Consider the following 21316-nt stretch of genomic DNA (forward strand, 5'->3'; position numbering starts at 1 on the left):
TTCCACGCGGCCACGCTATGGATGCGGCGTGACCGCACGCATCCTGCAAAATCCCTGGCGCCTGCTGCTCGCGATCAACGCGGCGGTCATCGTCGGCGTGTTCGTCCACAAGATCCAGCTGCCGCCTTACGTCCCCTACATCCACCTGCTCGTCGACTATCATTTCGGCTTCATCAAGCGCGCGCTGATCGGCGCCATCGTTGCGCTGTTCACCGCCAAGGTGCCGGTCTGGCTGGTGTTCGCGATCGGCGGGGCGGCATGGCTGGTGACAGCAGCCCTCTACGCACGGCTGTTCCAGAAGACGTTCGGCTTCACCGCGAGAACACTGCCGCTGTTCGTGTTCATCGCGGGCTCGCCGTTCTTCCTGAAGAACTTCATGCACACGCTCGGCCATTTCGACATCTATGGCTGCGCGCTGGCGATCATCCTGCTGCTGATGCCGGCGGGCTCATTGCTGTTCGTTGCGACGGCCGCTCTGTTCTCGATCGTCCTCGTCCTGATCCACCATATTCACCTGCTGATGTATGTGCCGACCATCATCACCATCGTCGTGATCCGGCATTATCTCGCCTATGGCTGCAATCGCAGCAACGTCGCGTTCGGCATCACCGCCCTCGCCGTCGTCTCCGCGCTGTTCTTCGCCGCGCAATTCTGGGGAACGATGCCGATCCCGGAAGCGGATTTCGTTGCGTACCTGAAAACCCGGATGGCCGATCCCTCGCGCACCGACCTGCTGCAATTCGCATACATCTGGTATCAGCCGCTGGCGAAGGAGATTTCCGACACCTGGGGCCGCCTGCCGCACAACAGCCTCGGCGTGCCCGTGTTCGCGCTCTTGATCTGGCTCCACACGCCGCTGTGGCGTTTCTTCGCAAACCTGATCGGTGCGCTTGCGAGCGAGGCACATCGCCGTCTCGTGCTCGCGGCATTGATTGGCGTCAGCTTCGCCTATCTCGTGATGTTCGCGATGGTGTTCGACTATTCGCGCTGGATCTCGAACTGGGCGGTCTGCATGTTCCTGATCCTGCATGGCGTGAAGATGCTGCCTGCCGCGCGGGAGACGACGCCAATTCCGTCAGAGGATCGGACGACGAACATCTTCGGCCTGATCCTCACCCTGATCCCGCGCGTCGGGATCGTGCGGCCGTTCTAGAATCTCGCCCGGCGGATCCGCACATACAGCGCGCCCTCGCCGCCATGGCCGATCGCGGCCTCCTCGAACCCGACGACGAAGGCGCGGAATTCCGGCAGGCTCAGCCATTCGGGCACCTGGCGGCGGAGCACGCCGCTTTCGCCGCCGCTCCTCCCCTTGCCGGTGATGACCAGCACGAAGGTCAGGCCGTCGTGATGGGCGCGGTGCAGGAAGCCGGTCAACGCGCGATGGGCCCGCGTCTGGGTCATGCCGTGCAGATCAAGGCGTGCCTCAATCTCGCTGCGGCCGCGCGACAGTTTTGTGCGCTCGCGCTTGCCGAGCGGTGCGAGCGGCGGCATGGCCGGTTTCGCCGCGCGCAGCGCGGGCGCAGCGACGATGGGACGCGGCGGCGGCGCTGGTCGCATCACCGCTGGAACAGGTGAGGGCTCAGCGCGCACCGCCGTCGGCGCCTTTGCCGCGCGATGCTTTCTCAGCGGCTTGACCTGTCTTGCGACCGTGTCCCAGAGCTCGCGCTCTTCCTCGCTCAGCGCGCGGCGGCGCGGCGAGGGACGAGGCTCCAGCACGGGCGGACGGGACGATCGCTTCATTGCTGCCGGGGGGGACGATTTTTCACCGGCCGCTTGGGCTCCGGAACAGGGTCGATCGCAGGACGCGGCACCGGCAGCGGGACCGGGCTCGCGACGGCGACGGTCTCACTCTTGTCTTGCGCCACGGCCGCGGCTGGAGCCGCCGGCTTGCCCTGATCCTTGCTGGAATCCTTGGCGGGAGCGGTTTGTGGAAACAGCTTTGCGATCTTCTCCGAGGGCCGCGGGTCCGGCACCGGTAGCTTGGCGGCGCGCACCGTGGGGTCGATGCCCTTCGGCACCAGCATGACGAAGTGCATCGGATGGCGCAGCCGCCCCGAGACCCGGCCGGCATCCGCGCCTGCGCCGAAATAGAGATCGGCGCGCGCGGGTCCGATGATGGCCGAGCCGGTGTCCTGCGCGATCATCAGCCGGTGGAACGGCGTCCTGGCGCGTTCGGATTCGATCGGCAGCTCGCCCTCGATGAAGAACGGCGTGCCATAGACATGAAGCGATTTGTCGACCGCAATGGAGCGACCCGCGGTCAGCGGAATGCCCTGCGCGCCGACCGCCTCGTCCTTGTCGGACAGATTGACCTCGCGGAAGAAGATGTAGGCGCGGTTCGCGCGGCGCAGCTCCTTGGCGCCGTCAGGATTTTGAGCCATCCACTCCCTGATCTTCTGCATCGACATCTCCTCTTTCGGGATGATGCCGCGCTCGATCAGGATGCGACCCACGGCCGTATAGGGATAGCCGTTATAGGCGTCGTAGTTCAGCCGGAGCGTCGCGCCGTCCTCGAACTTGATCCGCGCCGAGCCCTGGATCTGGGCGAACAAAAGATCGGTCGGATCCTTCAGCCAGGCGATTTCGAGCCCGCGGCCGGCGATCTTGCCGTCCTCGATCTCGCCGCGATCGTAATAGGGGACCAGCTTGCGGCGGCCGATCTTGCGATAGACCGGGCCCTTGTTGGGCAGGCTCACCGAGTCCTGCTTGTAGCCGCGCACGAACAGGTTCGATGGGCGGCGATAGACCGGGACGTTGTAGACATCGGTCTGCGTGCGCGATCCCTCGAGCACCGGCTCGTAATAGCCGGTGACGAAACCGTCGGGCTCGCCGAGGCGGGAGATCCGCAGCGGCGTGAAATTCTCCTCGAAGAAGGCCTTGGCCTTGGTGTCGTCGGTGAGCTCGAGCGACTTGGCGGCGCGGCAAGGTTCGTTCAGCGAGCCAGCCAACGCCTTGGGCTCGGAAGCGCCGTTCTGCGCATTGATCGACCTGCAACTCGCGCGGAACGTCTTGTAGGCGACGAGATGATCGTCATCGCTCCAGCCCTTTACGTCGGCCCAGGGCAGCGGCAGATATTGCGCGCCGGGGATTTCGAAGGGCAGGGGAAGCTGCGGATAGGGCAAGGCCCGCGGCGGAGCCGCAGGCAGTGCCGGAAGGTGGTGATGATGGCTGCGATGGTGCCGCCGCGCCGCCTCGGCGCCGAGCGAAAACGTCGACAGCACGACGATGGCAGCGCAAAGCGCCGTCGCGCTGTTCTTCAGGAATACCTTAATTCGCGCTTCCGGTGCCAACCAGCTTCCAGTTCGGATCGCGAGAGGTGATGTCGCGGGCGAAAGTCCAGATGTCGGTGATGTCGGCAACCGTGTCGGCGCTGCCGTCAACGATGTTGCCGGCCTTGTCGCGGGTGGCCGAGATCATCTGCGAGACGAAGCGGATCGTGAGCTGGGCGGTGCGATCGCGCAGCTCGGCGCCGACGAGCTCGGCCTTGTCGATCGAGACGAAGCGCGTCTCGGTCTTCTGCTCGTTCTTCTCGCGCTCCTTGATGGCGGCGTCGAAGCTCTCATAGACCTCCGACGACAACAGGTCGCGCAGCGCGCGGCGGTCGCCATTGGCAAAGGCCAGCACGATCATCTCGTAGGCGCCACGGGCACCCGAAATGAAATGGCGCGGATCGAAGGTGGAATCCTTCTCGACGATGGCGTCGAGACCCTGGGCGAGCGTGGTGCCCGGCTCGGTCAGGCCCTTCCAGCGGTCGGACGGCGGGGCCGGCTCGGCCGTCGGAGCCAGCGGGGCCTGGTCGATCACCTTGCCCGGCATGGTCACGACGTTCTTGTCCGGGGCACCCCCCAGCGCATTGCGGGCGGCGGTGCGGTCGAACGGCGGCCGTTCGCTGCCCGTTCGCTGCCCCAATACGCTGCGCAGCCTCAGAAAGATGAAGACCGCCAGCGCCAGGAAGATGATGGTATAGATGTCCACGTCGTATTCGCTTTCTGGTCTTCTCTAGAAGGGGCCGTCTCGAAGGGGTCGTCGCCGGGAAAATCAATCCGGCCAGTAGACCGTTCCATACCGGAACGGCAAGTCTACATCACCATTTTAGGTCCGCGCGTCAGGTCCGTGGGATGTAGGCACGAAATCTTGCCCGGCCAATGGCGCCATTTGGCACAGTCGCCAGTGTAGCGCGTTTTATGCTTAAGGGGAAACCCGATCCTGCCCGGAAATCGCGCATCTTCAAGCGTTTAACGCGCGATTTCGCTGGGCGGACGGGATCAACGTCCCAGTTGCGGGCACGGACCGGAAACCCCATCCGGGACCGTTCGTCCTTGTGGAACGAGGCGGCCCTATGTTAGCCAACCGCCGCGAAATTCAGCCCAATTCGGGTAAGGAGAGACTTTCATGACCAACGGCAACGGCACCCCTCCCGAGGCGGCCCAGGCTCCCCAGCTCAACGTGTTGGCGCAGTACACCAAGGACCTTTCGTTCGAAAACCCGAACGCGCCGAGCTCGCTCCAGCAGCAGGGCCAGCCGCCCCAGATCAACATCCAGATCAACGTCAGCGCCAACAATCTCAGCGAACAGGAGTTCGAAGTGACGCTGTCGGTCGAGGGCAAGGCCGAGACCGCCGGCAAGGTGATGTTCTCGTTCGAGCTCGCTTATGCCGGCGTGTTCCGGATCGCCAACGTGCCGAAGGAGAACCTGCATCCGCTGGTCATGATCGAATGCCCGCGCCTGCTGTTCCCGTTCGCCCGCGAGATCATCGCGACCGCTGTGCGCGACGGCGGGTTCCCGCCGCTGATGCTGGACCCGGTCGACTTCGTCGGTCTCTACCGTCAGAACATGGAACGGCAAATGGCCGCCGGTGGCCAGGCAGGTCAGGCTTAACCAGCCGGGCCTAACCGGCCGGAGCGGCGACTGGAGCGGGCAGGAACTCGTTCCAGATCGCCTTGTCGCCGAGCGTGGCGATAAAGGCCCGATGCGCTTCGCGCTCGGCATCCGAAATCCGCGGCGCGAGCGGCACCAGCCGCTGCCGCCGCGGTGCATCGCCGGCCGCATGGATACGGATGTCCTCGGATTCCGACGCCAGCAGCAATTGCGACTGCCGCGCCCCGACCAGATCGACATAGACTTCGGCAAGCAACTCGGCATCGAGCAAGGCGCCGTGCTTGGTGCGGCGCGAATTGTCGATCAAATAGCGCGAGCAGAGATCGTCGAGCCGGTTCGACACACCGGGATGCTTGCGCCGCGCCAGCAACAGAGTGTCCACCAGCCGCTCGCGAGGAATTGCCGCGCGCTTGATCCTGTCGAGCTCGGCATTGATGAAGCTGATGTCGAACGAGGCGTTGTGGATCACCAGCGGCGCGTCGCCGATGAATTCCAGGAATGCATCGACCACCTCGTGGAACAGTGGCTTGGTCGACAGGAATTCGGCCGACAGCCCATGCACCGCAAAGGCTTCCGCCGGCATATCCCGTTCGGGATTGATATAGACGTGATACGTCTGCCCCGTCGGCATCCGGTTCAACATCTCGACACAGCCGATTTCGACCAGGCGATCGCCGCGCAGAGGATCGAGGCCGGTGGTTTCAGTATCGAGAACGATTTCGCGCATGATCTTGAGACGCCGTGTGAGGGGCGGCGAATCAGGCTCGCCGCTGCGGCATTTTAACGACCTCGGCCAGAATGTGCGTGATTTGCGCGCGCACAGGCTCAACTCCGTGTGACGTATCCACCACGAAATCGGCGCGCCGGCGCTTTTCCGCGTCCGGAGTCTGCTTGGCGATGATGGCGTCGAGCTTGGCCTCGTCCATCGTGCCGCGCGCCAGCACCCGCTCACGCTGGAGTTCTGGCGTGGTCGACACCACGACGACGGCATCAACCCTCTTCTCGCCGCCGGTTTCGAACAGCAGCGGAATGTCCAGCACGACGACCGGCGCCTTGGCGGCTTCCGCAGCGGCAAAGAATTTCTGGCGGGAGGCGCCGAGCATCGGATGCACGATCTGCTCGAGCTGCTTGATCGCGGCGGGATCATGCACGACACGCGCGGACAGTTTCGGCCGGTCGACCTTGCCGTTCACGGTGGTCCCGGGAAAGGCAGCCTCGATCGCGGGAGCGGCCTCTCCCTCATAGAGCTGATGGACGGCAGCGTCGGCGTCGTAGACGGGCACGCCTGCTTCCGCGAACAATTTCGCGGTGGTGGATTTACCCATCCCGATCGAGCCGGTCAGTCCCAGGATCCGCATCAGCGCCAGCCTCGTCTGCCATTCACACCGCAACTAGCCGTTCGCTGCGCAGGAACGCAAGCAGCGGCAGCAGCGGCAATCCGAGAATGGTGGAATGGTCGCCCTCGATCCGCTCGAACAGATGGATGCCGAGGCCTTCGAGCTGATAGGCGCCGACGCTGGTGGTAACGGCATCGCCGGCGGCGTCGAGATAGGCTGAAAGCTCATCCTCGCTCATCTGCCGCATGGTCATGCGGGCGACCGCGACGTCCTCGAAAACAATCTTGCCGTCGCGCGCCACTGCGACGGCGGAATTCAGCTCGTGGCTCTTGCCGGCGAGATCGTGCAACTGCGCCAGCGCCTGCGGCCGGCCCGCGGGCTTGTTGAAGAGACGCATCCCGAGAGCGAGCGTCTGGTCGGCGCCGATCACATGGCTCCCGGGACGATGCACCGAGACCGCTTTCGCTTTCTCGCGCGCCAGCAGCAGAGCAATCTCGCGCGGGTTGGAAAGCCCTGAGGCAGCCTGAATGCCGCGCTCGTCAATGTCGGCCGTAACAGCCTCGAACGCGAGCCCCGCATTGGAAAGCAGCATTTTCCGCGCGCCGCTTTGCGAGGCCAAGATCAACGGAGACTTGCCGAGCCACAGACCCATCGCCGACACTTACTCAGAGGGTCGATTGCGCTGGCGATCACTGTAGAGCTTCATGATCGCCGCTGCGGTTTCCTCGATCGAACGCCGCGTGACGTCGAGCAGCGGCCAATCGTGCTTGGCGCTGAGCTTGCGGGCGAACGCGACCTCCTCGGCGACCGATTGCTTGTCGGTATAGGTGTCGCCGCTGGAGTCGGCGCCCATCGAGAGAAGACGGTTCGTACGAACCTGGATCAGGCGTTCCGGCGTCGCATGCAGGCTGACCACCAGCGGCCGCGTCAGCGTCTCCAATTGCGCCGGCACCGGAATGCCCGGTACCAACGGCACGTTGGCGGTGCGGATGCCGCGATTGGCCAGATAGATCGACGTCGGCGTCTTCGACGTTCGGGACACGCCGACCAGCACGACGTCAGCATCGTCGAGACCTTCGACGTGCTGACCGTCGTCATGAATCATCGTGTAGTTCAGCGCGTCGATACGCTTGAAATATTCCGCGTTGAGAACGTGCTGGGCGCCGACGCGACCGGTGGTCGCAGCCCCGAGATACGCCTCGAACAGCTGCATCACCGGACCGATGATCGACAGGCTCGGAACGTTGATCCCCTTGCACTTGTCCTCCAGCCTGGCGACCAGATCCTTCTCCAGCAGCGTGAACAGGACGATGCCCGGCGCTTCCTCGATCTCGTCGAGCACGCGATCGAGCTGCTTCTGGCTGCGCACCAGCGGATAGACATGCTCGACCGGGGTGACGTTTGCATATTGTGCAGCGACGGCGCGCGCGACGGTGATCAGCGTCTCGCCGGTGGAGTCGGACACGAGGTGCAGATGGAAATAATTGTTCGAGGTCGGCACAAAAACCCTTTGTATGGAGACGGTGTGGTCTGTGGATTTCTGTGGACCTTAACCCCTCGGAAAGGGTTGCGCGACACCGGGGGCGGGACAACTGCCAATTTTGTTCACACCACTGCCCCTCTGAACAAGTTCGATGCCCCGGAAATGCAGACATGGGATTCCGCGGACAACCCCCTTGATAAGCTGCCGACAGACACGCGCAAGCCTTTGAAGCTGGGCAACTTCCCGGAAGTCGCCAAAGCTGCCAGGGATATGTTGATGGATGTGAACAAACGACCGGGAACGTGCGGACGGAATCTTGTGAGTCCAATTCACGGTCACATAGACTCAAACCTTAAGAATCTAAGATTCTTTATAGGAGAAGGGGCGCTCCAGATGGACTATGTGTGCAGGTGATACCTTAACGAGTTCTTACTATCCCCAGTTCCATTTGCTGGCAGAAATCCCGAGCGCCAAACATGTTCGAAGACGTCTACCTCTGGCTCAAGGCGCTGCATGTGATCGCGGTCATCGCTTGGATGGCCGGCATGCTCTATCTGCCGCGGCTGTTCGTTTATCACTCCGAAGCCGAGATCGGCTCGAAGCAGTCGGAAACGTTCAAGGTCATGGAACGTCGGCTGCTCAAGGCGATCATCAACCCCGCCATGATCGTGACCTGGCTCGCCGGGCTCTATCTCGCCTGGTCCGGCCACTGGTTCACGTTCGGCTGGCTGCACGTAAAACTGGCATTGGTCCTGGCGATGTCCGCGGTCCACGGCTTTTTTTCGCGCTGGGTGAAGGATTTCGCCGCCGACCGGCGCCCGCGGAGCCAGAAATTCTATCGGATTATCAATGAGGTGCCGACCGTCCTGATGATTCTCATCGTCGTCATGGTGATCGTGAAGCCGTTCTAGGCAAGATTCTGGGCAATAATCGCGAACGATCGCTCAGCGCTTCGGCTTGCGTAGCGACAAGTGATTTTCTATATTGACGGCATCCCACCCAACGCAGGCGGATGTGGTTGTGTCTGAGCTTTCCAGAGGCCGGACACCGCATCAGGTTTGAAGCCTCACCGGCGCTCTCCTTGCCAGACCTGCGGACCTTACCTTTTCGCGTCCGCATTTCAGAGCCTCCTCGCACCCCCCTCCCAAGGTTACCCCACAGGACCACCCCAATGCGGGAAATTAAACTCCAGGACCTCAAGTCGAAGACGCCGGCCGAACTCGTCTCGTTCGCGGAAGAGCATGGGGTCGAGAACGCCAGCACCATGCGCAAGCAGGAATTGCTGTTCGCCATCCTCAAGCAGCTTGCGCTCGCGGAAACCGATATCGTCGGCGAAGGCGTCGTCGAGGTGCTCTCGGACGGTTTCGGCTTCCTCCGCTCGCCCGATGCGAATTATCTGCCGGGCCCGGACGACATCTACGTTTCGCCGTCGCAGATCCGCCGTTTCGGCCTGAGGACCGGCGACACCATCGAAGGCCACATCCGCAGCCCGAAAGAGGGCGAGCGCTATTTCGCGCTGCTGAAGGTCAACACGCTCAATTTCGAGGACCCGGAAAAGGCCAGGCACAAGGTCAATTTCGACAACCTCACGCCGCTGTTTCCAAATCAGCGTTTCCGGATGGAAATCGACGATCCGACGCGAAAAGACCTTTCTGCTAGGGTGATCGACATCGTCGCGCCGATCGGCAAGGGCCAGCGCGCACTGATCGTGGCGCCGCCGCGCACGGGTAAAACCGTGCTGATGCAGAACATCGCGCATTCGATCACGCATAACCATCCCGAATGCTATCTGATCGTGCTGCTGATCGACGAACGTCCGGAAGAAGTCACGGACATGCAGCGCTCGGTGAAGGGCGAGGTCGTGTCCTCGACTTTCGACGAGCCGGCGGTGCGTCACGTCCAGGTCGCCGAGATGGTGATCGAGAAGGCCAAGCGACTGGTCGAGCATGGCCGCGACGTCGTCATCCTGCTCGATTCGATCACGCGCCTCGGCCGCGCCTACAACACCGTGGTGCCGTCATCCGGCAAGGTGCTGACCGGCGGTGTCGACGCCAACGCACTGCAGCGCCCGAAGCGCTTCTTCGGTGCCGCCCGCAACATCGAAGAGGGCGGCTCGCTGACCATCATCGCGACCGCGCTGGTCGATACCGGCAGCCGCATGGACGAAGTCATCTTCGAAGAGTTCAAGGGCACCGGTAACTCGGAACTGATCCTGGACCGCAAGGTCTCGGATAAGCGGACCTTCCCGGCGATCGATATCTCGCGTTCCGGCACGCGCAAGGAAGAGCTCATCACCGACCCGCAGGTGCTCAAGAAGATGTACGTGCTCCGCCGCATCCTCAACCCGATGGGCACGATGGACGCGATCGACTTCCTGCTCGACAAACTGCGCTCGACCAAGAGCAATTCGGAGTTCTTCGACTCCATGAATACCTGATTGCAGTGCAATATGAGACCAGAGGGCGCCTTCGGGCGCCCTTTTGTTTGTGCGGTATTGCTGCAGCAAATTTGCAGCATGACGAACGGCCCGACATAGATCTGGGTTATGAAAGCTGTTGATTTATCTACGGAATGCTTGACTCGGGCCTGGCTTATCGCGCGCAAGCGGGAGGTATCGGCAGAAGAATGCTGCGATTTATGTTGCATCGCAATATAAACATTACTGCGGGTTAGAGCGCAGCAAAACCGGGATCGCCTCGCGCGATAACAGCGCGTTTGCCTTTTCTCCGGCAGCCGGACAAATAGGCCATGCATCCGCGAGACCAGACCATCTTTGCACTGTCGTCCGGGCGGGCACCAAGCGCGATTGCGGTGGTGCGCGTCTCCGGGCCGCAGGCTGGTCTGGTGCTGGCAACGTTCGCGGGCAAGCTGCCGGCGCCGCGACAGGCCAGCCACCGGCTGCTCCGGGATGGCGTCGGCCAGCCGATCGACGATTCGGTGGTGCTCTGGTTTCCGGGGCCGGCCAGCGCGACCGGCGAGGACGTCGCCGAATTCCACGTCCATGGCGGCCGTGCGGTGCTCTCGGCGCTCCTCGCCGCTATTTCGGTAATACCGAATACGCGGGCGGCCGAGCCCGGCGAGTTCACGCGGCGCGCCTTCGAAAACGGCAAGCTCGATCTGACCGAGGCCGAGGGTCTCGACGATCTCATCCACGCCGATACCGACCGGCAGCGGCGCCAGGCGCTGCGGCAATTGCAGGGTCTCCTTGGCGATCGCGCGCGCGACTGGCGCGAGCGCATCATCGAAGCCTCGGCCTTGATCGAGGCCGGCATCGATTTCTCGGATGAGGGCGACGTGCCCTCCGAATTGATGGCGCCGGCGGTCAAGGCGATCAGAGCTCTGCATGATGAAATCGCAAATGTTCTTGCGGCACAGGGACATTCTGAACGCCTGCGCGACGGCCTGGTGGTTGCGATCGCCGGCGAGCCGAACGTCGGCAAGTCGACGCTGATGAATCAGCTCGCGCGCCGCGAGGTCGCGATCGTCTCGCCGCATGCCGGCACCACGCGCGACGTGATCGAGGTGCAGCTCGATCTTGACGGCTATCCGGTGACGGTGATCGACACGGCCGGCATTCGCGAGACCGACGATCCCGTCGAGCAGGAAGGCGTGCGCCGCGCGCGGGCGCGAGCCGAAGACGCCGACCTCGTGCTGTGGCTGGTCGAGGGGGACCGGGCTGTGGATCCCAGCGCGATGCGATCGCTGTGGGTGTCCGGCGACACGAGTGATCCGTCAGGTAGCTCGGTCTGGATCGTGCGCAACAAGATCGATCTGAAGGGTGCCGGGGAAGCCTTGCCACAAGGCGAGTTCGGAATCTCGGCCAGCCGGGGCGATGGCATTCCCGATCTGGTCGACGCGTTGGTCAAGTTCGCCGCCGTGTTCTTTGGAACGGGTGAGGGTGCGTTGGTGACCCGGGCCCGTCAACGGGATCTGCTGCGGCGAGCGTCGGATAGCTTGCGCCGGAGTCTGGACCTTGTAGAAGAGGGCGAAGAACTTGCCGCCGAAGAGCTGCGCGCGGCCGCCTATGCCTTGGGGCGGCTTTTGGGCCGGGTGGATGTCGAAGACGTCCTTGGCGCCATTTTCGAAAAGTTCTGTATCGGAAAGTAGCGCTAGTTCTTTATTCTAGAACTAGCGCTTGGGCTCCAGTTTGGTGTTTCACGTGAAACGCTTTGGATGGTTCCGTGGTGTTTCACGTGAAACACCCACCGGCTCCCGACGATTGGCTTGCCGCGATAGCTTTCCCCGGTTCCGAGCAGCGCCCGCCTCAAACTCGCCATTGCGATGAGTTCCGGGACGTCCTTGTCTGTTTCACGTGAAACAGCAAGCGGAACAAGGCGCTCTCTACTGTGCATGGGGTTGTTTTCGCCAAGCTGCATTTCGCCCTCGGGCCCCTCTGTTTCACATGAAACACGCGCATCGCCCAGTTTCCACTTCCGGCTTTTTCCTCCCTGAGCTAGAAGTCCCCGCATGCGTACAGAGCGAGAGAGCTACGACGTCATCGTGATCGGCGGCGGCCATGCCGGCTGTGAGGCCGCTTCTGCCGCTGCCCGGATGGGCGCGACAACAGCTCTGGTGACGCACCGTTTCTCCACGGTTGGCGCGATGTCCTGTAATCCCGCCATTGGCGGTCTCGGCAAGGGCCATCTGGTTCGCGAAGTCGATGCACTCGACGGCCTGATGGGCCGGGTCGGAGACGCCGGTGGCATCCAGTTTCGCGTTCTCAATCGCCGGAAGGGCCCCGCTGTCCGTGGTCCCCGGGCCCAGGCTGACCGGAAGCTCTATGCCGCCGCCATGCAGGCCGCGATCCGGGGGACTGAGCGTCTTTCCGTTCTCGAGGGCGAGGCTGACGAGCTGATCGTGGTCGACGGCCGGGTGACCGGACTGCGCCTGGCGGATGGCCGGGAGCTGCGCGCAGGCGCTGTCGTCGTCACCACCGGCACCTTCCTGCGTGGTTTGATCCATCTCGGCGAGAAGAACTGGCCGGCTGGACGGGTCGGCGAGGCGCCGGCGATGGGCCTGTCGAGCTCGTTCGAACGTGCCGGCTTCACCCTCGGACGGCTCAAGACCGGCACCCCACCGCGTCTGGACGGGACCACGATCGACTGGTCGGCGGTCGAGATGCAGCCCGGAGACGAGCCGCCGGAGCCGTTCTCGGTGCTGACTGAGCGGATCACGACGCCGCAGATCCAGTGCGGCATCACCCGGACTCTGCCTGCGACCCACGAGGTGATCCGGGCCAACGTCCACCGCTCCCCGATGTACTCCGGCCAGATCAAGAGCTCCGGACCGCGCTATTGCCCTTCGATCGAGGACAAGATCGTCCGCTTTGGCGACCGCGACGGCCACCAGATCTTCCTCGAGCCGGAAGGCCTCGACGACAGCACCGTCTATCCCAACGGCATCTCGACCTCGCTTCCCGAGGAGGTCCAGCTCGCGATCCTCGCCACCATTCCCGGCCTGGAGCGGGTGAAGATGTTCCGCCCGGGCTACGCCATCGAATACGACCACGTCGATCCCCGCGAGCTCGACCCGACCCTGCAGACCAAGCGGCTGCGCGGTCTGTTCCTCGCCGGGCAGATCAACGGGACCACTGGATATGAGGAAGCCGCCGGTCAGGGTATCGTCGCCGGGCTGAATGCGGCGCTGGCCGCAAGCGGGGCCGCACTGACGGTGTTCGATCGTGCGGACGGCTATCTCGGCGTGATGATCGACGACCTCGTCACCCGCGGTATCAGCGAGCCCTATCGCATGTTCACCTCGCGCGCCGAATACCGGCTGACCCTGCGGGCGGACAATGCCGACCAGCGCCTCACCGAGAAGGGGATCGCGCTCGGATGCGTTGGAAGCGTCCGAATGCAGCATCACCGCGCCAAGATGGATGCCCTGAATGCGGCCCGGGTATTGTCGAAGTCCCTGACCATCACCCCGAACGAGGCGATCAAGCACGGACTGTCATTGAACCGGGACGGCCAGCGCCGCTCGGCCTTCGAGCTGATGGCGTATCCGGACATCGGCTGGAGCCAGGTCCGCGCGATCTGGCCGGAGCTGTCGGCCATTGATCCCGTCATTGCCACCCATCTCGAGATTGACGCCAAGTACGATGTCTATCTCGAGCGCCAGAGCGCCGATGTCGAAGCCTTCAGGCGGGACGAGGGCATGGTGCTGTCCGAGGTCGACTATCAGCAGGTCCCGGGTCTCTCCAATGAGGTCCGCGCCAAGCTGGAGAAGGCGCGTCCGTTCACGGTCGGCCAGGCCGGCCGAATCGACGGCATGACGCCGGCGGCGCTTGGTATCCTCGCGGCGTATCTCCGGCGCAAAGCACGAAAGACTTCCAAGGCAATTGCATAGGCGTTTCACGTGAAACAGCGCGGATCGGGCGGGGACAGGCCGCTATCGCGACGACCCGGCGCGGGCGAGGGCGCCGCGCGTCAATCCGAATCGACTCCGGCTAGGCCGAAGTTCGACAAGGCGAGCGCCAACGATCAATCGCTGGATGCCATCATCGCCGCCGACAAGGCGGCGGCGCTCAAGCTCGCGCCCGTTTCACATGAAACCGAGGCCCGGCTCGATCGCTACATCGCGCTGCTCAGGGAGTGGCAGGCCAAGACCAACCTCGTCGCGCCATCGACCTTGCCGCACCTCTGGACCCGGCACATTGCCGACTCGCTTCAACTGATCGATCTCGCGCCCTCGGCAAAGCGCTGGGCCGATCTCGGCAGCGGCGGCGGCTTTCCCGGCGTCGTGCTGGCGTGTGCCATGGCGGGGACGCCGGACGCGCGCGTCCATCTGGTCGAGCGAATCACCAAGAAAGCTGCATTCCTGCGTGAAGCTATTCGCGTCACCGCCTCTCCGGGAGTCGTACATCTGGCTGAGATCGGGGATAATGTGGATAGAATCACCGGCTCCGTCGATTGCGTCACCGCGCGTGCGCTTGCTCCGCTACATCAACTCATCGGCTTTGCGGAGCCGCTGATGCGCCAGGGCGCAAAGGCGCTGTTTCCGAAGGGTCAAGATGTAGAGGCTGAATTGACCGAAGCCGCTAAATATTGGAATATTCAGCCGCACCTCCATCGAAGCCGTACCGGCGATGGTTGGATCGTCGAGCTGACGTCCGTCGAGCGGCGCGGGTGAGGCGTTCAGGGGTCGAGTGGGGAATTTGCGATGAGCGTGATTGACGAGCCGCAGCAACAACAAGCCGCCGAGGTGCCGCAGGGCCACCCGCGCATCCTGGCGCTGGCGAATCAGAAGGGCGGCGTGGGAAAAACAACCACGGCGATCAACCTCGGCACGGCACTCGCTGCGATCGGCGAGCGTGTTCTGATCGTCGATCTCGATCCGCAAGGCAACGCTTCCACCGGCCTCGGCATCGATCGCCGCAACCGCTCCTGTTCGACCTACGACGTGTTGATCGGCGAATCGAGCTTGCGCGAAGCCGTCGTGTCGACCGCGGTGCCGCGGCTGCACATCGCGCCCTCGACCATGGATCTCTCCGGCCTCGAGCTCGAGCTCGGCACCACGCCGGGCCGCGCGTTCAAGCTGCGCGACGCCATCGGTGCGCTCAACAACAACGTCTCGCCGGACGCCGACTACACCTATGTGCTGATCGACTGCCCGCCCTCGCTCAACCTGCTCACCGTGAATGCAATGGCGGCGTCGGACGCGATCCTGGTGCCGCTCCAGTGCGAGTTCTTCGCGCTCGAAGGTCTGTCGCAATTGCTTCAGACGGTGGAGCAGGTGCGTTCGACGCTCAATCCGAACCTGTCGATCCACGGCATCGTGTTGACCATGTTCGACTCGCGCAACAACCTCTCGAACCAGGTCGTCGCCGACGTCCGTCAGTTCATGGGCGAGAAGGTCTACAAGACCATGATCCCGCGCAACGTGCGCATCTCGGAAGCGCCGTCCTATGGCAAGCCGGTGCTGGTCTACGATCTCAAATGCGTCGGCAGCGAAGCCTATTTGCGGCTCGCCACGGAAGTGATCCAGCGCGAGCGCGAGCTGCGCGTCACGCATTGATAGTCGAGAATCCGTAGGGTGGGTTAGCGCAGCGTAACCCGCCATGTCTCTCGCCTCGAGTAAATCTGTGGCGGATTGTGCTGCGCTAATCCGCTCCACGATCCACGATTCGAAATTCAGTTCTGGAGTGTTGCACCGTGAATCCAAGGGAGCTGGCGATGGCCGATGAAGCGCGTTCGCGACTGGGCCGCGGTCTTGCAAGTCTGATCGGTGACGTCGGCGGCGAGGCGCAGCATGTCGATCGCCCACGCGCGCAGCGCAAGGTGCCGATCGAATTCATCAAGCCCAACCCGCGCAACCCGCGCCGCACCTTTTCGGACACCGAGCTCAAGGAGCTGTCCGAGTCGATCAGGCAGCACGGCGTGATCCAGCCGATCGTCGTGCGCCCCGTGAAGGGCGCACAGGATCGCTTTGAGATCATTGCCGGCGAACGGCGCTGGCGTGCTTCGCAGATGGCCGGCCTTCACGACGTGCCGATCGTGCCGGTCGACATCAGCGACAGCGATGCGCTGGAATTTGCGATCGTCGAGAACGTGCAGCGCGAAGACCTCAATCCGATGGAGGAGGCGCAGGGCTACCATGCGCTCGCCAACGAGTTCAAACGCAGCCAGGACGACATCGCAAAAGTCGTCGGCAAGAGCCGCAGCCACGTCGCCAACATGATGCGGCTGACGAAATTGCCGGCCGAGGTGCAAGCCTTGATCGCGACCGGCGAGCTGACGGCAGGCCACGCCCGCGCGCTGATCGGTGTTCCCGATCCGCTCGCTGCCGCCAAGCGCATCGTCGAGGAGGGCCTCAACGTCCGTCAGGCGGAAGCGCTGGCGCACGAGGAGGGGGTGCCGGAGCGCAAGCCGCAGAAGGCGCGCAGCCCTGGGGGGAAGGAAAAGGACCCCGACACGATCGATCTGGAAAAGCGCGTCAGCGATGCGCTCGGCCTCAAGGTCACGGTCAGTCACCGCGACCCCGGCGGCTCCGTGCAGATCAACTACCGCAACCTCGACCAGCTCGACGAGGTGATGAAGCGGCTGGCCAAGGGCGCGCTGTAGGCTTCGGCCACCGCTGTCGTCCCTGCGAACGCAGGGACCCATACCGCGGGATCCCTCGATTAAATCGGGTAGTCGTAACGGACTGCGAGTCTCCGCCAAACTACTCCCTGTGGTTATGGATCCCCGCGTTCGCGGGGACGACAGCGGAGTGTGTGGCGCGCATCTGTCCCCACATCGTCATTGCTTCGCTGCGCCGCTGCGCTCGCAATGAGGAGGAGAGAGTGGGGCCTATCCCCGCCGCTTCGCGTTCGCGGCGATCGCCATCAGCGTACGCTGGGCGATGGCGGCGGCGAGGGTGGATTGCTTGCGGGTGTCGAGCGCGGCCATCGCCAGCTGCTCGATGATTGCGGCGAGCCGCGTCACGCTGAAATTGCGCAGCGCGGTTTCGACGGCCGGCTTTCGCGAAAAATGCAGCCGCGGAAATCCGCCGTCGAGCACGGCGGAGGCCGGCGTGCCGTCGGCGATGGCGAGCGCCGATTTGTGCAGCCACGCGGCCTGTCGCTGTGCGGCCGAGATGATCACGCCGGGATAGGTGCCGGCGATCATGGCCTTTGCGAATTCGGTCTCTACGATATCGGGCCGGCCGGCGAAGGCGCCATCGACGATCGGATCGAGCTTCAGTTCGGATGCATCGGCGACCACGGCCATCACGTCATCCAGCGTGATTTCGCCTTTGCCATGAGCATAGAGGGTGAGCTTGCGCAGCTCGTTGCGCGAGGCCTGGCGGTCACCGCCGAGAAACGACATCAGTGCCGCGCGGGCATCTTGTGCGATCCGCAAATTCGCGATGCGGAGCTCGTCCTCCATCAGCTTGGCAAGATCGCGCTCGGTGTCGGGATAGCAGCCGATCGCCACGGCCGTCTTGGCGCGCTCGCAGGCCTTGCGCAGCGGCGATTCCGGGCGCAGCTCGCCCGCCTCGATCACGATCCGGCAATCCTTCACGCCCATTTCCGCCAGCGTGTCGATACCGCTGGCAAAGCTGCGCGAGCCGGCGCGGACGCGGATGGCGCGACGACCGCCGAACAGCGGCACCGTCATGGCTTCATCGACCAGACGCGACGGCTCGGCCGAGAGCTCGTCGCCGTCGAGCTTGACCATCGCGAAAGGATCGTTGGGATCGTCGACGGCGGAGGCGATCAGCGCATCGGCGCGCTCGCGCACGAGGCCGGCATCGGGACCGTAGAGCAGGATGATCGGCCGGCCCGCATCGGGGCGGGCGAGGAAGGCGTCGATCTCTTTTCCGCGGAGTGCGACCATGCCGCCTCAAAGTCGTCATGCCCTGCGCTCGAAGCGCGAGCCCCGGAATGACAGGGATGAACTACGTACCCGCAGTAAAGAATGAGGCGAGCCGCGTCGTAATGTTCTCGGCGATCTCGTTCGCGGCACGATCCTCCGCATCGCGCAGGGCGCGGTTGCGGGCGAAGCGCTGATAGGAGCCGGGCATATCGTAGGACACGCGCGAGAACGTCGTTCCGGTCATCACCGACCTGTTGGTCACGACTTCGATCAGATTGTACTGGGCGTCGATGCCGTAGTTTTCGCTGCTCGGCAGGCCGGTATTGGGATCGACGATCAGGGACGACTTGTTGGTCGTGAAGCGGATCTCAAGACGGTGGGTCGGCGACATTCCGGTGGCTGTGCCGTACAGCTTGAAAGCCAGAGCGTTGCGGACCTCGACGCCGATGCGCGCCTCGCGCGAGGCGTTGGCCTTGGAGATCGGCGGCAGATCGACCCCCATCAGCTTCTCGCGCAGGCCGGGGGTGCCGTCGGTACGCTCGGCATACATCGGCTGGAAGCAGCCGGCCGTCAGCGCCGCCAGAGCGGCGATTGCCAGCAGGCGGGCTGCGATGCGGATCCTAGCCGACAACATTCACGATCCTCTTGGGGACGATAATCACCTTGCGGACGGGCTTGCCGTCCAAGGCTAATTTTACCGCATCAAGCGCCAAAACGGCAGCCTCGATTTCCGGATTCTGCGCCGCTGTTGCAACTGTGACCTCGCCCCGCTTCTTGCCGTTGACCTGGACCACCAGGGTCACACTGTCTTCAACCAGCAAATCGCGTTCGATTTGGGGCCAATTGGCCTCGGAAACCAGCCCGCTGTGGCCCAGGGCCTGCCAGCACTCCTCGGCCAGATGCGGCATCATCGGTGAGAACAGCTGGACCAGGATCTGGCTGGCCTCCCGGATCGCCCACACCAAGTCGGGGGCGGGCTGGCCGGGACGCTGGAGGATCTCCGAGAACGCATTGGCGAACTCGCGAATATGGGCCAGGCACACATTGAAGTGCAGTCGCTCGATACCGCTGGTGACCTTGTCCAGCGCGCCATGGGCGGCCTTGCGCAAGGCGGTCGCATCAGGCCCGAACGAAGCCGGCCGGGCCGCCGGCGCGCCCTTGCCGAGTTCCGCCGCGTCATTCACCAGCCGCCACAGCCGCTGCACGAAGCGCGAGGCGCCCTGGACGCGCTCGTCGCTCCAGATCACGTCGCGGTCGGGCGGGGAGTCCGACAGCATGAACCAGCGGGCGACATCGGCGCCGTAGGTCTCGATGATGTCGTCGGGATCGACCGTGTTCTTCTTCGACTTCGACATCTTCTCGATCGCACCGATCTGGATGTCTTCGCCCGTCGTCAGCAGCGTGGCGCGGCGCCCGTTGCCGCCGACCTCGATCTTCACCTCGGCCGGCTGCACATAGGTGCCGTCGGCCTTCTGATAGGTTTCGTGCACCACCATGCCCTGCGTGAACATGCCGGCGAACGGCTCGTCCAGCGCAATATGCCCGGTCGCCTTCATCGCGCGGGTGAAGAAGCGGCTGTAGAGCAGATGCAGGATCGCGTGCTCGACGCCGCCGATATACTGGTCGACCGGCAGCATCCGATTGGCGATGGCGGGCGTCGTCGGCGCGGCCTCGTTCCAGGGATCTGTGAAGCGCGCGAAGTACCAGGACGAATCCACGAAGGTGTCCATGGTGTCGGTTTCGCGCTGTGCCTTAGCCCCGCATTTCGGGCAGGCGACGTGCTTCCAGGTCGGGTGATGATCGAGCGCGTTGCCCGGCTTGTCGAAGCTGACATCTTCCGGCAGCACCACCGGCAGGTCGGCAGCCGGCACCGGCACCACGTCGCACTTCGGACAGTGGATCACCGGAATCGGGCAGCCCCAATAGCGCTGGCGCGAAATGCCCCAGTCGCGCAGGCGGAAATTGACCTGCCGCTCGCCGACCGGCGCGTTGCCGCGCAGCTCGGTTTCCAGGCGTTTTGCAACCTCGTCCTTGGCCTGATCGATGGTCATGCCGTCGAGGAAGCGCGAATTGATCATGCGGCCGTCACCGTCATAGGCGGTGTCGGTGATGACGAACGTCTTGGGATCCTGGCCCTCGGGACAGACGACCGGCGTGTTGCCGAGACCGTACTTGTTGACGAAATCGAGGTCGCGCTGGTCGTGCGCGGGGCAACCGAAGATCGCGCCGGTGCCGTATTCCATCAGCACGAAGTTGGCGACATAGACCGGAAGCTTCCAGTTCGGGTCGAACGGATGCACCGCGCGGATGCCGGTGTCAAAACCCTGCTTCTCCGCGGTGTCGATGATCGACTGCGCGGTGCCGATCTTCTTGATGTCGGCAATGAACTTCGCGAGTTTCGGGTTCTTCGCGGCGGCTGCCTGCGCCAGCGGATGGTCGGCCGAGATCGCCATGAATTTTGCGCCGAACAACGTGTCGGGGCGTGTCGTGAAGATCTTCAGCTCGCTCTCGCCGGCGGGCGTCGTCGCCGCATCCAGCGCGAAACGGATCAAGAGCCCCTCGGAGCGGCCGATCCAGTTGCGCTGCATCAGCCGGACCTTGTCGGGCCAGCGGTCCAGCCCATCCAGCGCCGACAGCAGCTCCTGCGAGTACTTCGTGATCTTGAAGACCCACTGGCTCATCTCGCGCTGTTCGACAACGGCGCCCGAACGCCAGCCGCGGCCGTCGATCACCTGCTCGTTGGCGAGCACGGTCATGTCGACCGGATCCCAGTTGAGCTTGCGCTTCTCGCGCTCGGCGAGGCCGGCGGCGAGCATGTCCAAGAACATCTTCTGCTGGTGCTTGTAGTAGCTGGGGTCGCAGGTCGCGATCTCCCGGCTCCAGTCCAGCGACAGCCCGATCGAGCGGAGCTGCTTCTTCATCGCGGCGATGTTGTCGTAGGTCCAGGCCTTCGGGGCGACCTTGCGCTCGATGGCGGCGTTCTCGGCCGGCAGGCCGAAAGCGTCCCAGCCCATCGGGTGCAGCACGTTGAACCCCTTGGCGCGCATGAAGCGGGCCAGCACGTCGCCGAGCGTGTAATTGCGGACATGGCCGATATGGATGCGCCCGGACGGGTAGGGGAACATTTCCAGCACATAGTATTTCGGCCGCGAATCGTCGTTCTTGGAAACGAAGATCGCCTGGTCGTCCCAGGCGGCCTGCCAGCGCGGTTCGGCGTCGCGGGCGTTGTAGCGTTCGGAGGTCATGGAATCGTTCGGTTTTCGTGGTTTGGGCCGCCTAAAGACGGCGGACTAGGCCATAGAAGTCCTCAAGGGGTCAAT

19 protein-coding genes are annotated in these 21316 nt (G+C 63.8%); 9 read left to right on the top strand and 10 right to left on the bottom strand.

Translation table 11 applies throughout. The features are described 5' to 3' along the window. Nucleotides 1–28 precede the first annotated feature (28 nt). Nucleotides 29–1153: a hypothetical protein gene (locus FNV92_RS00940; protein WP_143842593.1), complete on the top strand. Its 1125-nt coding sequence runs from the start codon at nt 29–31 to the stop codon at nt 1151–1153. Here the strand turns inward: FNV92_RS00940 and FNV92_RS00945 are convergent. Genes FNV92_RS00945 through FNV92_RS00955 form a run of 3 tightly spaced genes read right to left on the bottom strand, consistent with a single transcriptional unit; the run spans nt 1150 to nt 3975 of the window. After that, nucleotides 1150–1740, bottom strand: a complete 591-nt coding sequence (locus FNV92_RS00945; RefSeq protein WP_143842592.1) for a Smr/MutS family protein — start codon at nt 1738–1740, stop codon at nt 1150–1152. The genes FNV92_RS00940 and FNV92_RS00945 overlap by 4 nt on opposite strands. Beyond that, the gene (gene mltA, locus FNV92_RS00950) at nt 1737–3290 is read right to left on the bottom strand and encodes a murein transglycosylase A (protein WP_168213400.1); all 1554 of its coding nucleotides are present in this window, start codon (nt 3288–3290) and stop codon (nt 1737–1739) included. The genes FNV92_RS00945 and mltA overlap by 4 nt, the downstream gene beginning before the upstream one ends. Continuing rightward, a complete protein-coding gene (locus FNV92_RS00955; RefSeq protein WP_143842591.1) occupies nt 3268–3975 on the bottom strand; it encodes a Tim44/TimA family putative adaptor protein in 708 nt (235 codons plus the stop codon). The genes mltA and FNV92_RS00955 overlap by 23 nt, the downstream gene beginning before the upstream one ends. A 417-nt stretch (nt 3976–4392) precedes the next feature. Between FNV92_RS00955 and secB the strand changes: the two genes are divergently transcribed. Further along, on the top strand, nt 4393–4878 hold the full coding sequence (gene secB, locus FNV92_RS00960; protein ID WP_143842590.1) for a protein-export chaperone SecB: 486 nt from the start codon (nt 4393–4395) through the stop codon (nt 4876–4878). 10 nt (nt 4879–4888) lie between these two features. Here the strand turns inward: secB and dnaQ are convergent, their stop codons facing one another. Genes dnaQ through FNV92_RS00980 form a run of 4 tightly spaced genes read right to left on the bottom strand, consistent with a single transcriptional unit; the run spans nt 4889 to nt 7716 of the window. Further along, the gene (dnaQ, locus tag FNV92_RS00965) at nt 4889–5605 is read right to left on the bottom strand and encodes a DNA polymerase III subunit epsilon (protein WP_014438835.1); all 717 of its coding nucleotides are present in this window, start codon (nt 5603–5605) and stop codon (nt 4889–4891) included. Nucleotides 5606–5636: 31 nt separating this feature from the next. Next, on the bottom strand, nt 5637–6236 hold the full coding sequence (gene coaE, locus FNV92_RS00970) for a dephospho-CoA kinase (RefSeq protein ID WP_143842589.1): 600 nt from the start codon (nt 6234–6236) through the stop codon (nt 5637–5639). 22 nt (nt 6237–6258) lie between these two features. Further along, nucleotides 6259–6867, bottom strand: a complete 609-nt coding sequence (locus FNV92_RS00975; protein WP_143842588.1) for a Maf family protein — start codon at nt 6865–6867, stop codon at nt 6259–6261. A 9-nt stretch (nt 6868–6876) separates the two neighbouring features. Further along, on the bottom strand, nt 6877–7716 hold the full coding sequence (locus tag FNV92_RS00980) for a pyruvate, water dikinase regulatory protein (protein ID WP_014438838.1): 840 nt from the start codon (nt 7714–7716) through the stop codon (nt 6877–6879). Between the two features lie 458 nt (nt 7717–8174). On the opposite strand from FNV92_RS00980, the gene hemJ reads away from it, so the two are divergent. The 7 genes from hemJ to FNV92_RS01015 all read left to right on the top strand — a co-directional run bounded on the left by hemJ (nt 8175) and on the right by FNV92_RS01015 (nt 16760). Further along, on the top strand, nt 8175–8609 hold the full coding sequence (gene hemJ / locus FNV92_RS00985; protein WP_014438840.1) for a protoporphyrinogen oxidase HemJ: 435 nt from the start codon (nt 8175–8177) through the stop codon (nt 8607–8609). 260 nt (nt 8610–8869) lie between these two features. Continuing rightward, nucleotides 8870–10135, top strand: coding sequence for a transcription termination factor Rho (rho, locus tag FNV92_RS00990; RefSeq protein WP_014438841.1), 1266 nt, complete (start codon nt 8870–8872; stop codon nt 10133–10135). Nucleotides 10136–10446: 311 nt separating this feature from the next. After that, nucleotides 10447–11805 (top strand): tRNA uridine-5-carboxymethylaminomethyl(34) synthesis GTPase MnmE, encoded by a 1359-nt coding sequence (gene mnmE / locus FNV92_RS00995; RefSeq protein ID WP_143842587.1) that lies wholly within the window; start codon nt 10447–10449, stop codon nt 11803–11805. Between the two features lie 360 nt (nt 11806–12165). Next, nucleotides 12166–14046: a tRNA uridine-5-carboxymethylaminomethyl(34) synthesis enzyme MnmG gene (gene mnmG / locus FNV92_RS01000; protein ID WP_143842586.1), complete on the top strand. Its 1881-nt coding sequence runs from the start codon at nt 12166–12168 to the stop codon at nt 14044–14046. Between the two features lie 141 nt (nt 14047–14187). Continuing rightward, nucleotides 14188–14829: a 16S rRNA (guanine(527)-N(7))-methyltransferase RsmG gene (gene rsmG, locus FNV92_RS01005; protein ID WP_186355521.1), complete on the top strand. Its 642-nt coding sequence runs from the start codon at nt 14188–14190 to the stop codon at nt 14827–14829. Nucleotides 14830–14859: 30 nt separating this feature from the next. Beyond that, nucleotides 14860–15714, top strand: a complete 855-nt coding sequence (locus FNV92_RS01010; protein WP_014438846.1) for a ParA family protein — start codon at nt 14860–14862, stop codon at nt 15712–15714. A 158-nt stretch (nt 15715–15872) separates the two neighbouring features. Next, nucleotides 15873–16760 carry a ParB/RepB/Spo0J family partition protein gene (locus tag FNV92_RS01015; protein ID WP_014438847.1) on the top strand — a complete coding sequence of 296 codons (888 nt, stop codon included), beginning with the start codon at nt 15873–15875 and terminating at the stop codon, nt 16758–16760. A gap of 228 nt (nt 16761–16988) precedes the next feature. On the opposite strand, the gene holA is transcribed toward FNV92_RS01015, so the two are convergent. The 3 genes from holA to leuS form a co-directional block, all read right to left on the bottom strand. Then, a complete protein-coding gene (gene holA / locus FNV92_RS01020; protein ID WP_143842583.1) occupies nt 16989–18017 on the bottom strand; it encodes a DNA polymerase III subunit delta in 1029 nt (342 codons plus the stop codon). A 61-nt stretch (nt 18018–18078) separates the two neighbouring features. Further along, nucleotides 18079–18630, bottom strand: a complete 552-nt coding sequence (gene lptE / locus FNV92_RS01025; protein ID WP_143842582.1) for an LPS assembly lipoprotein LptE — start codon at nt 18628–18630, stop codon at nt 18079–18081. Then, the gene (gene leuS / locus FNV92_RS01030; RefSeq protein ID WP_143842581.1) at nt 18617–21241 is read right to left on the bottom strand and encodes a leucine--tRNA ligase; all 2625 of its coding nucleotides are present in this window, start codon (nt 21239–21241) and stop codon (nt 18617–18619) included. The genes lptE and leuS overlap by 14 nt, the downstream gene beginning before the upstream one ends. Nucleotides 21242–21316 lie beyond the last annotated feature (75 nt).

Source organism: Bradyrhizobium cosmicum (assembly GCF_007290395.2).
Lineage (GTDB): Bacteria > Pseudomonadota > Alphaproteobacteria > Rhizobiales > Xanthobacteraceae > Bradyrhizobium > Bradyrhizobium cosmicum.

Excerpts from the sequence above, each read along its gene's own strand:
- mnmG (WP_143842586.1), top strand. The coding sequence starts at position 12,166 with ATGCGTACAGAGCGAGAGAGCTACGACGTCATCGTGATCGGCGGCGGC.
- FNV92_RS01010 (WP_014438846.1), top strand. The coding sequence starts at position 14,860 with ATGAGCGTGATTGACGAGCCGCAGCAACAACAAGCCGCCGAGGTGCCG.
- FNV92_RS01015 (WP_014438847.1), top strand. The coding sequence starts at position 15,873 with ATGGCCGATGAAGCGCGTTCGCGACTGGGCCGCGGTCTTGCAAGTCTG.
- holA (WP_143842583.1), bottom strand. The coding sequence starts at position 18,017 with ATGGTCGCACTCCGCGGAAAAGAGATCGACGCCTTCCTCGCCCGCCCC.
- lptE (WP_143842582.1), bottom strand. The coding sequence starts at position 18,630 with ATGTTGTCGGCTAGGATCCGCATCGCAGCCCGCCTGCTGGCAATCGCC.
- mnmE (WP_143842587.1), top strand. The coding sequence starts at position 10,447 with ATGCATCCGCGAGACCAGACCATCTTTGCACTGTCGTCCGGGCGGGCA.
- coaE (WP_143842589.1), bottom strand. The coding sequence starts at position 6,236 with ATGCGGATCCTGGGACTGACCGGCTCGATCGGGATGGGTAAATCCACC.
- leuS (WP_143842581.1), bottom strand. The coding sequence starts at position 21,241 with ATGACCTCCGAACGCTACAACGCCCGCGACGCCGAACCGCGCTGGCAG.
- dnaQ (WP_014438835.1), bottom strand. The coding sequence starts at position 5,605 with ATGCGCGAAATCGTTCTCGATACTGAAACCACCGGCCTCGATCCTCTG.
- hemJ (WP_014438840.1), top strand. The coding sequence starts at position 8,175 with ATGTTCGAAGACGTCTACCTCTGGCTCAAGGCGCTGCATGTGATCGCG.
- FNV92_RS00975 (WP_143842588.1), bottom strand. The coding sequence starts at position 6,867 with ATGGGTCTGTGGCTCGGCAAGTCTCCGTTGATCTTGGCCTCGCAAAGC.
- secB (WP_143842590.1), top strand. The coding sequence starts at position 4,393 with ATGACCAACGGCAACGGCACCCCTCCCGAGGCGGCCCAGGCTCCCCAG.
- FNV92_RS00945 (WP_143842592.1), bottom strand. The coding sequence starts at position 1,740 with ATGAAGCGATCGTCCCGTCCGCCCGTGCTGGAGCCTCGTCCCTCGCCG.
- rho (WP_014438841.1), top strand. The coding sequence starts at position 8,870 with ATGCGGGAAATTAAACTCCAGGACCTCAAGTCGAAGACGCCGGCCGAA.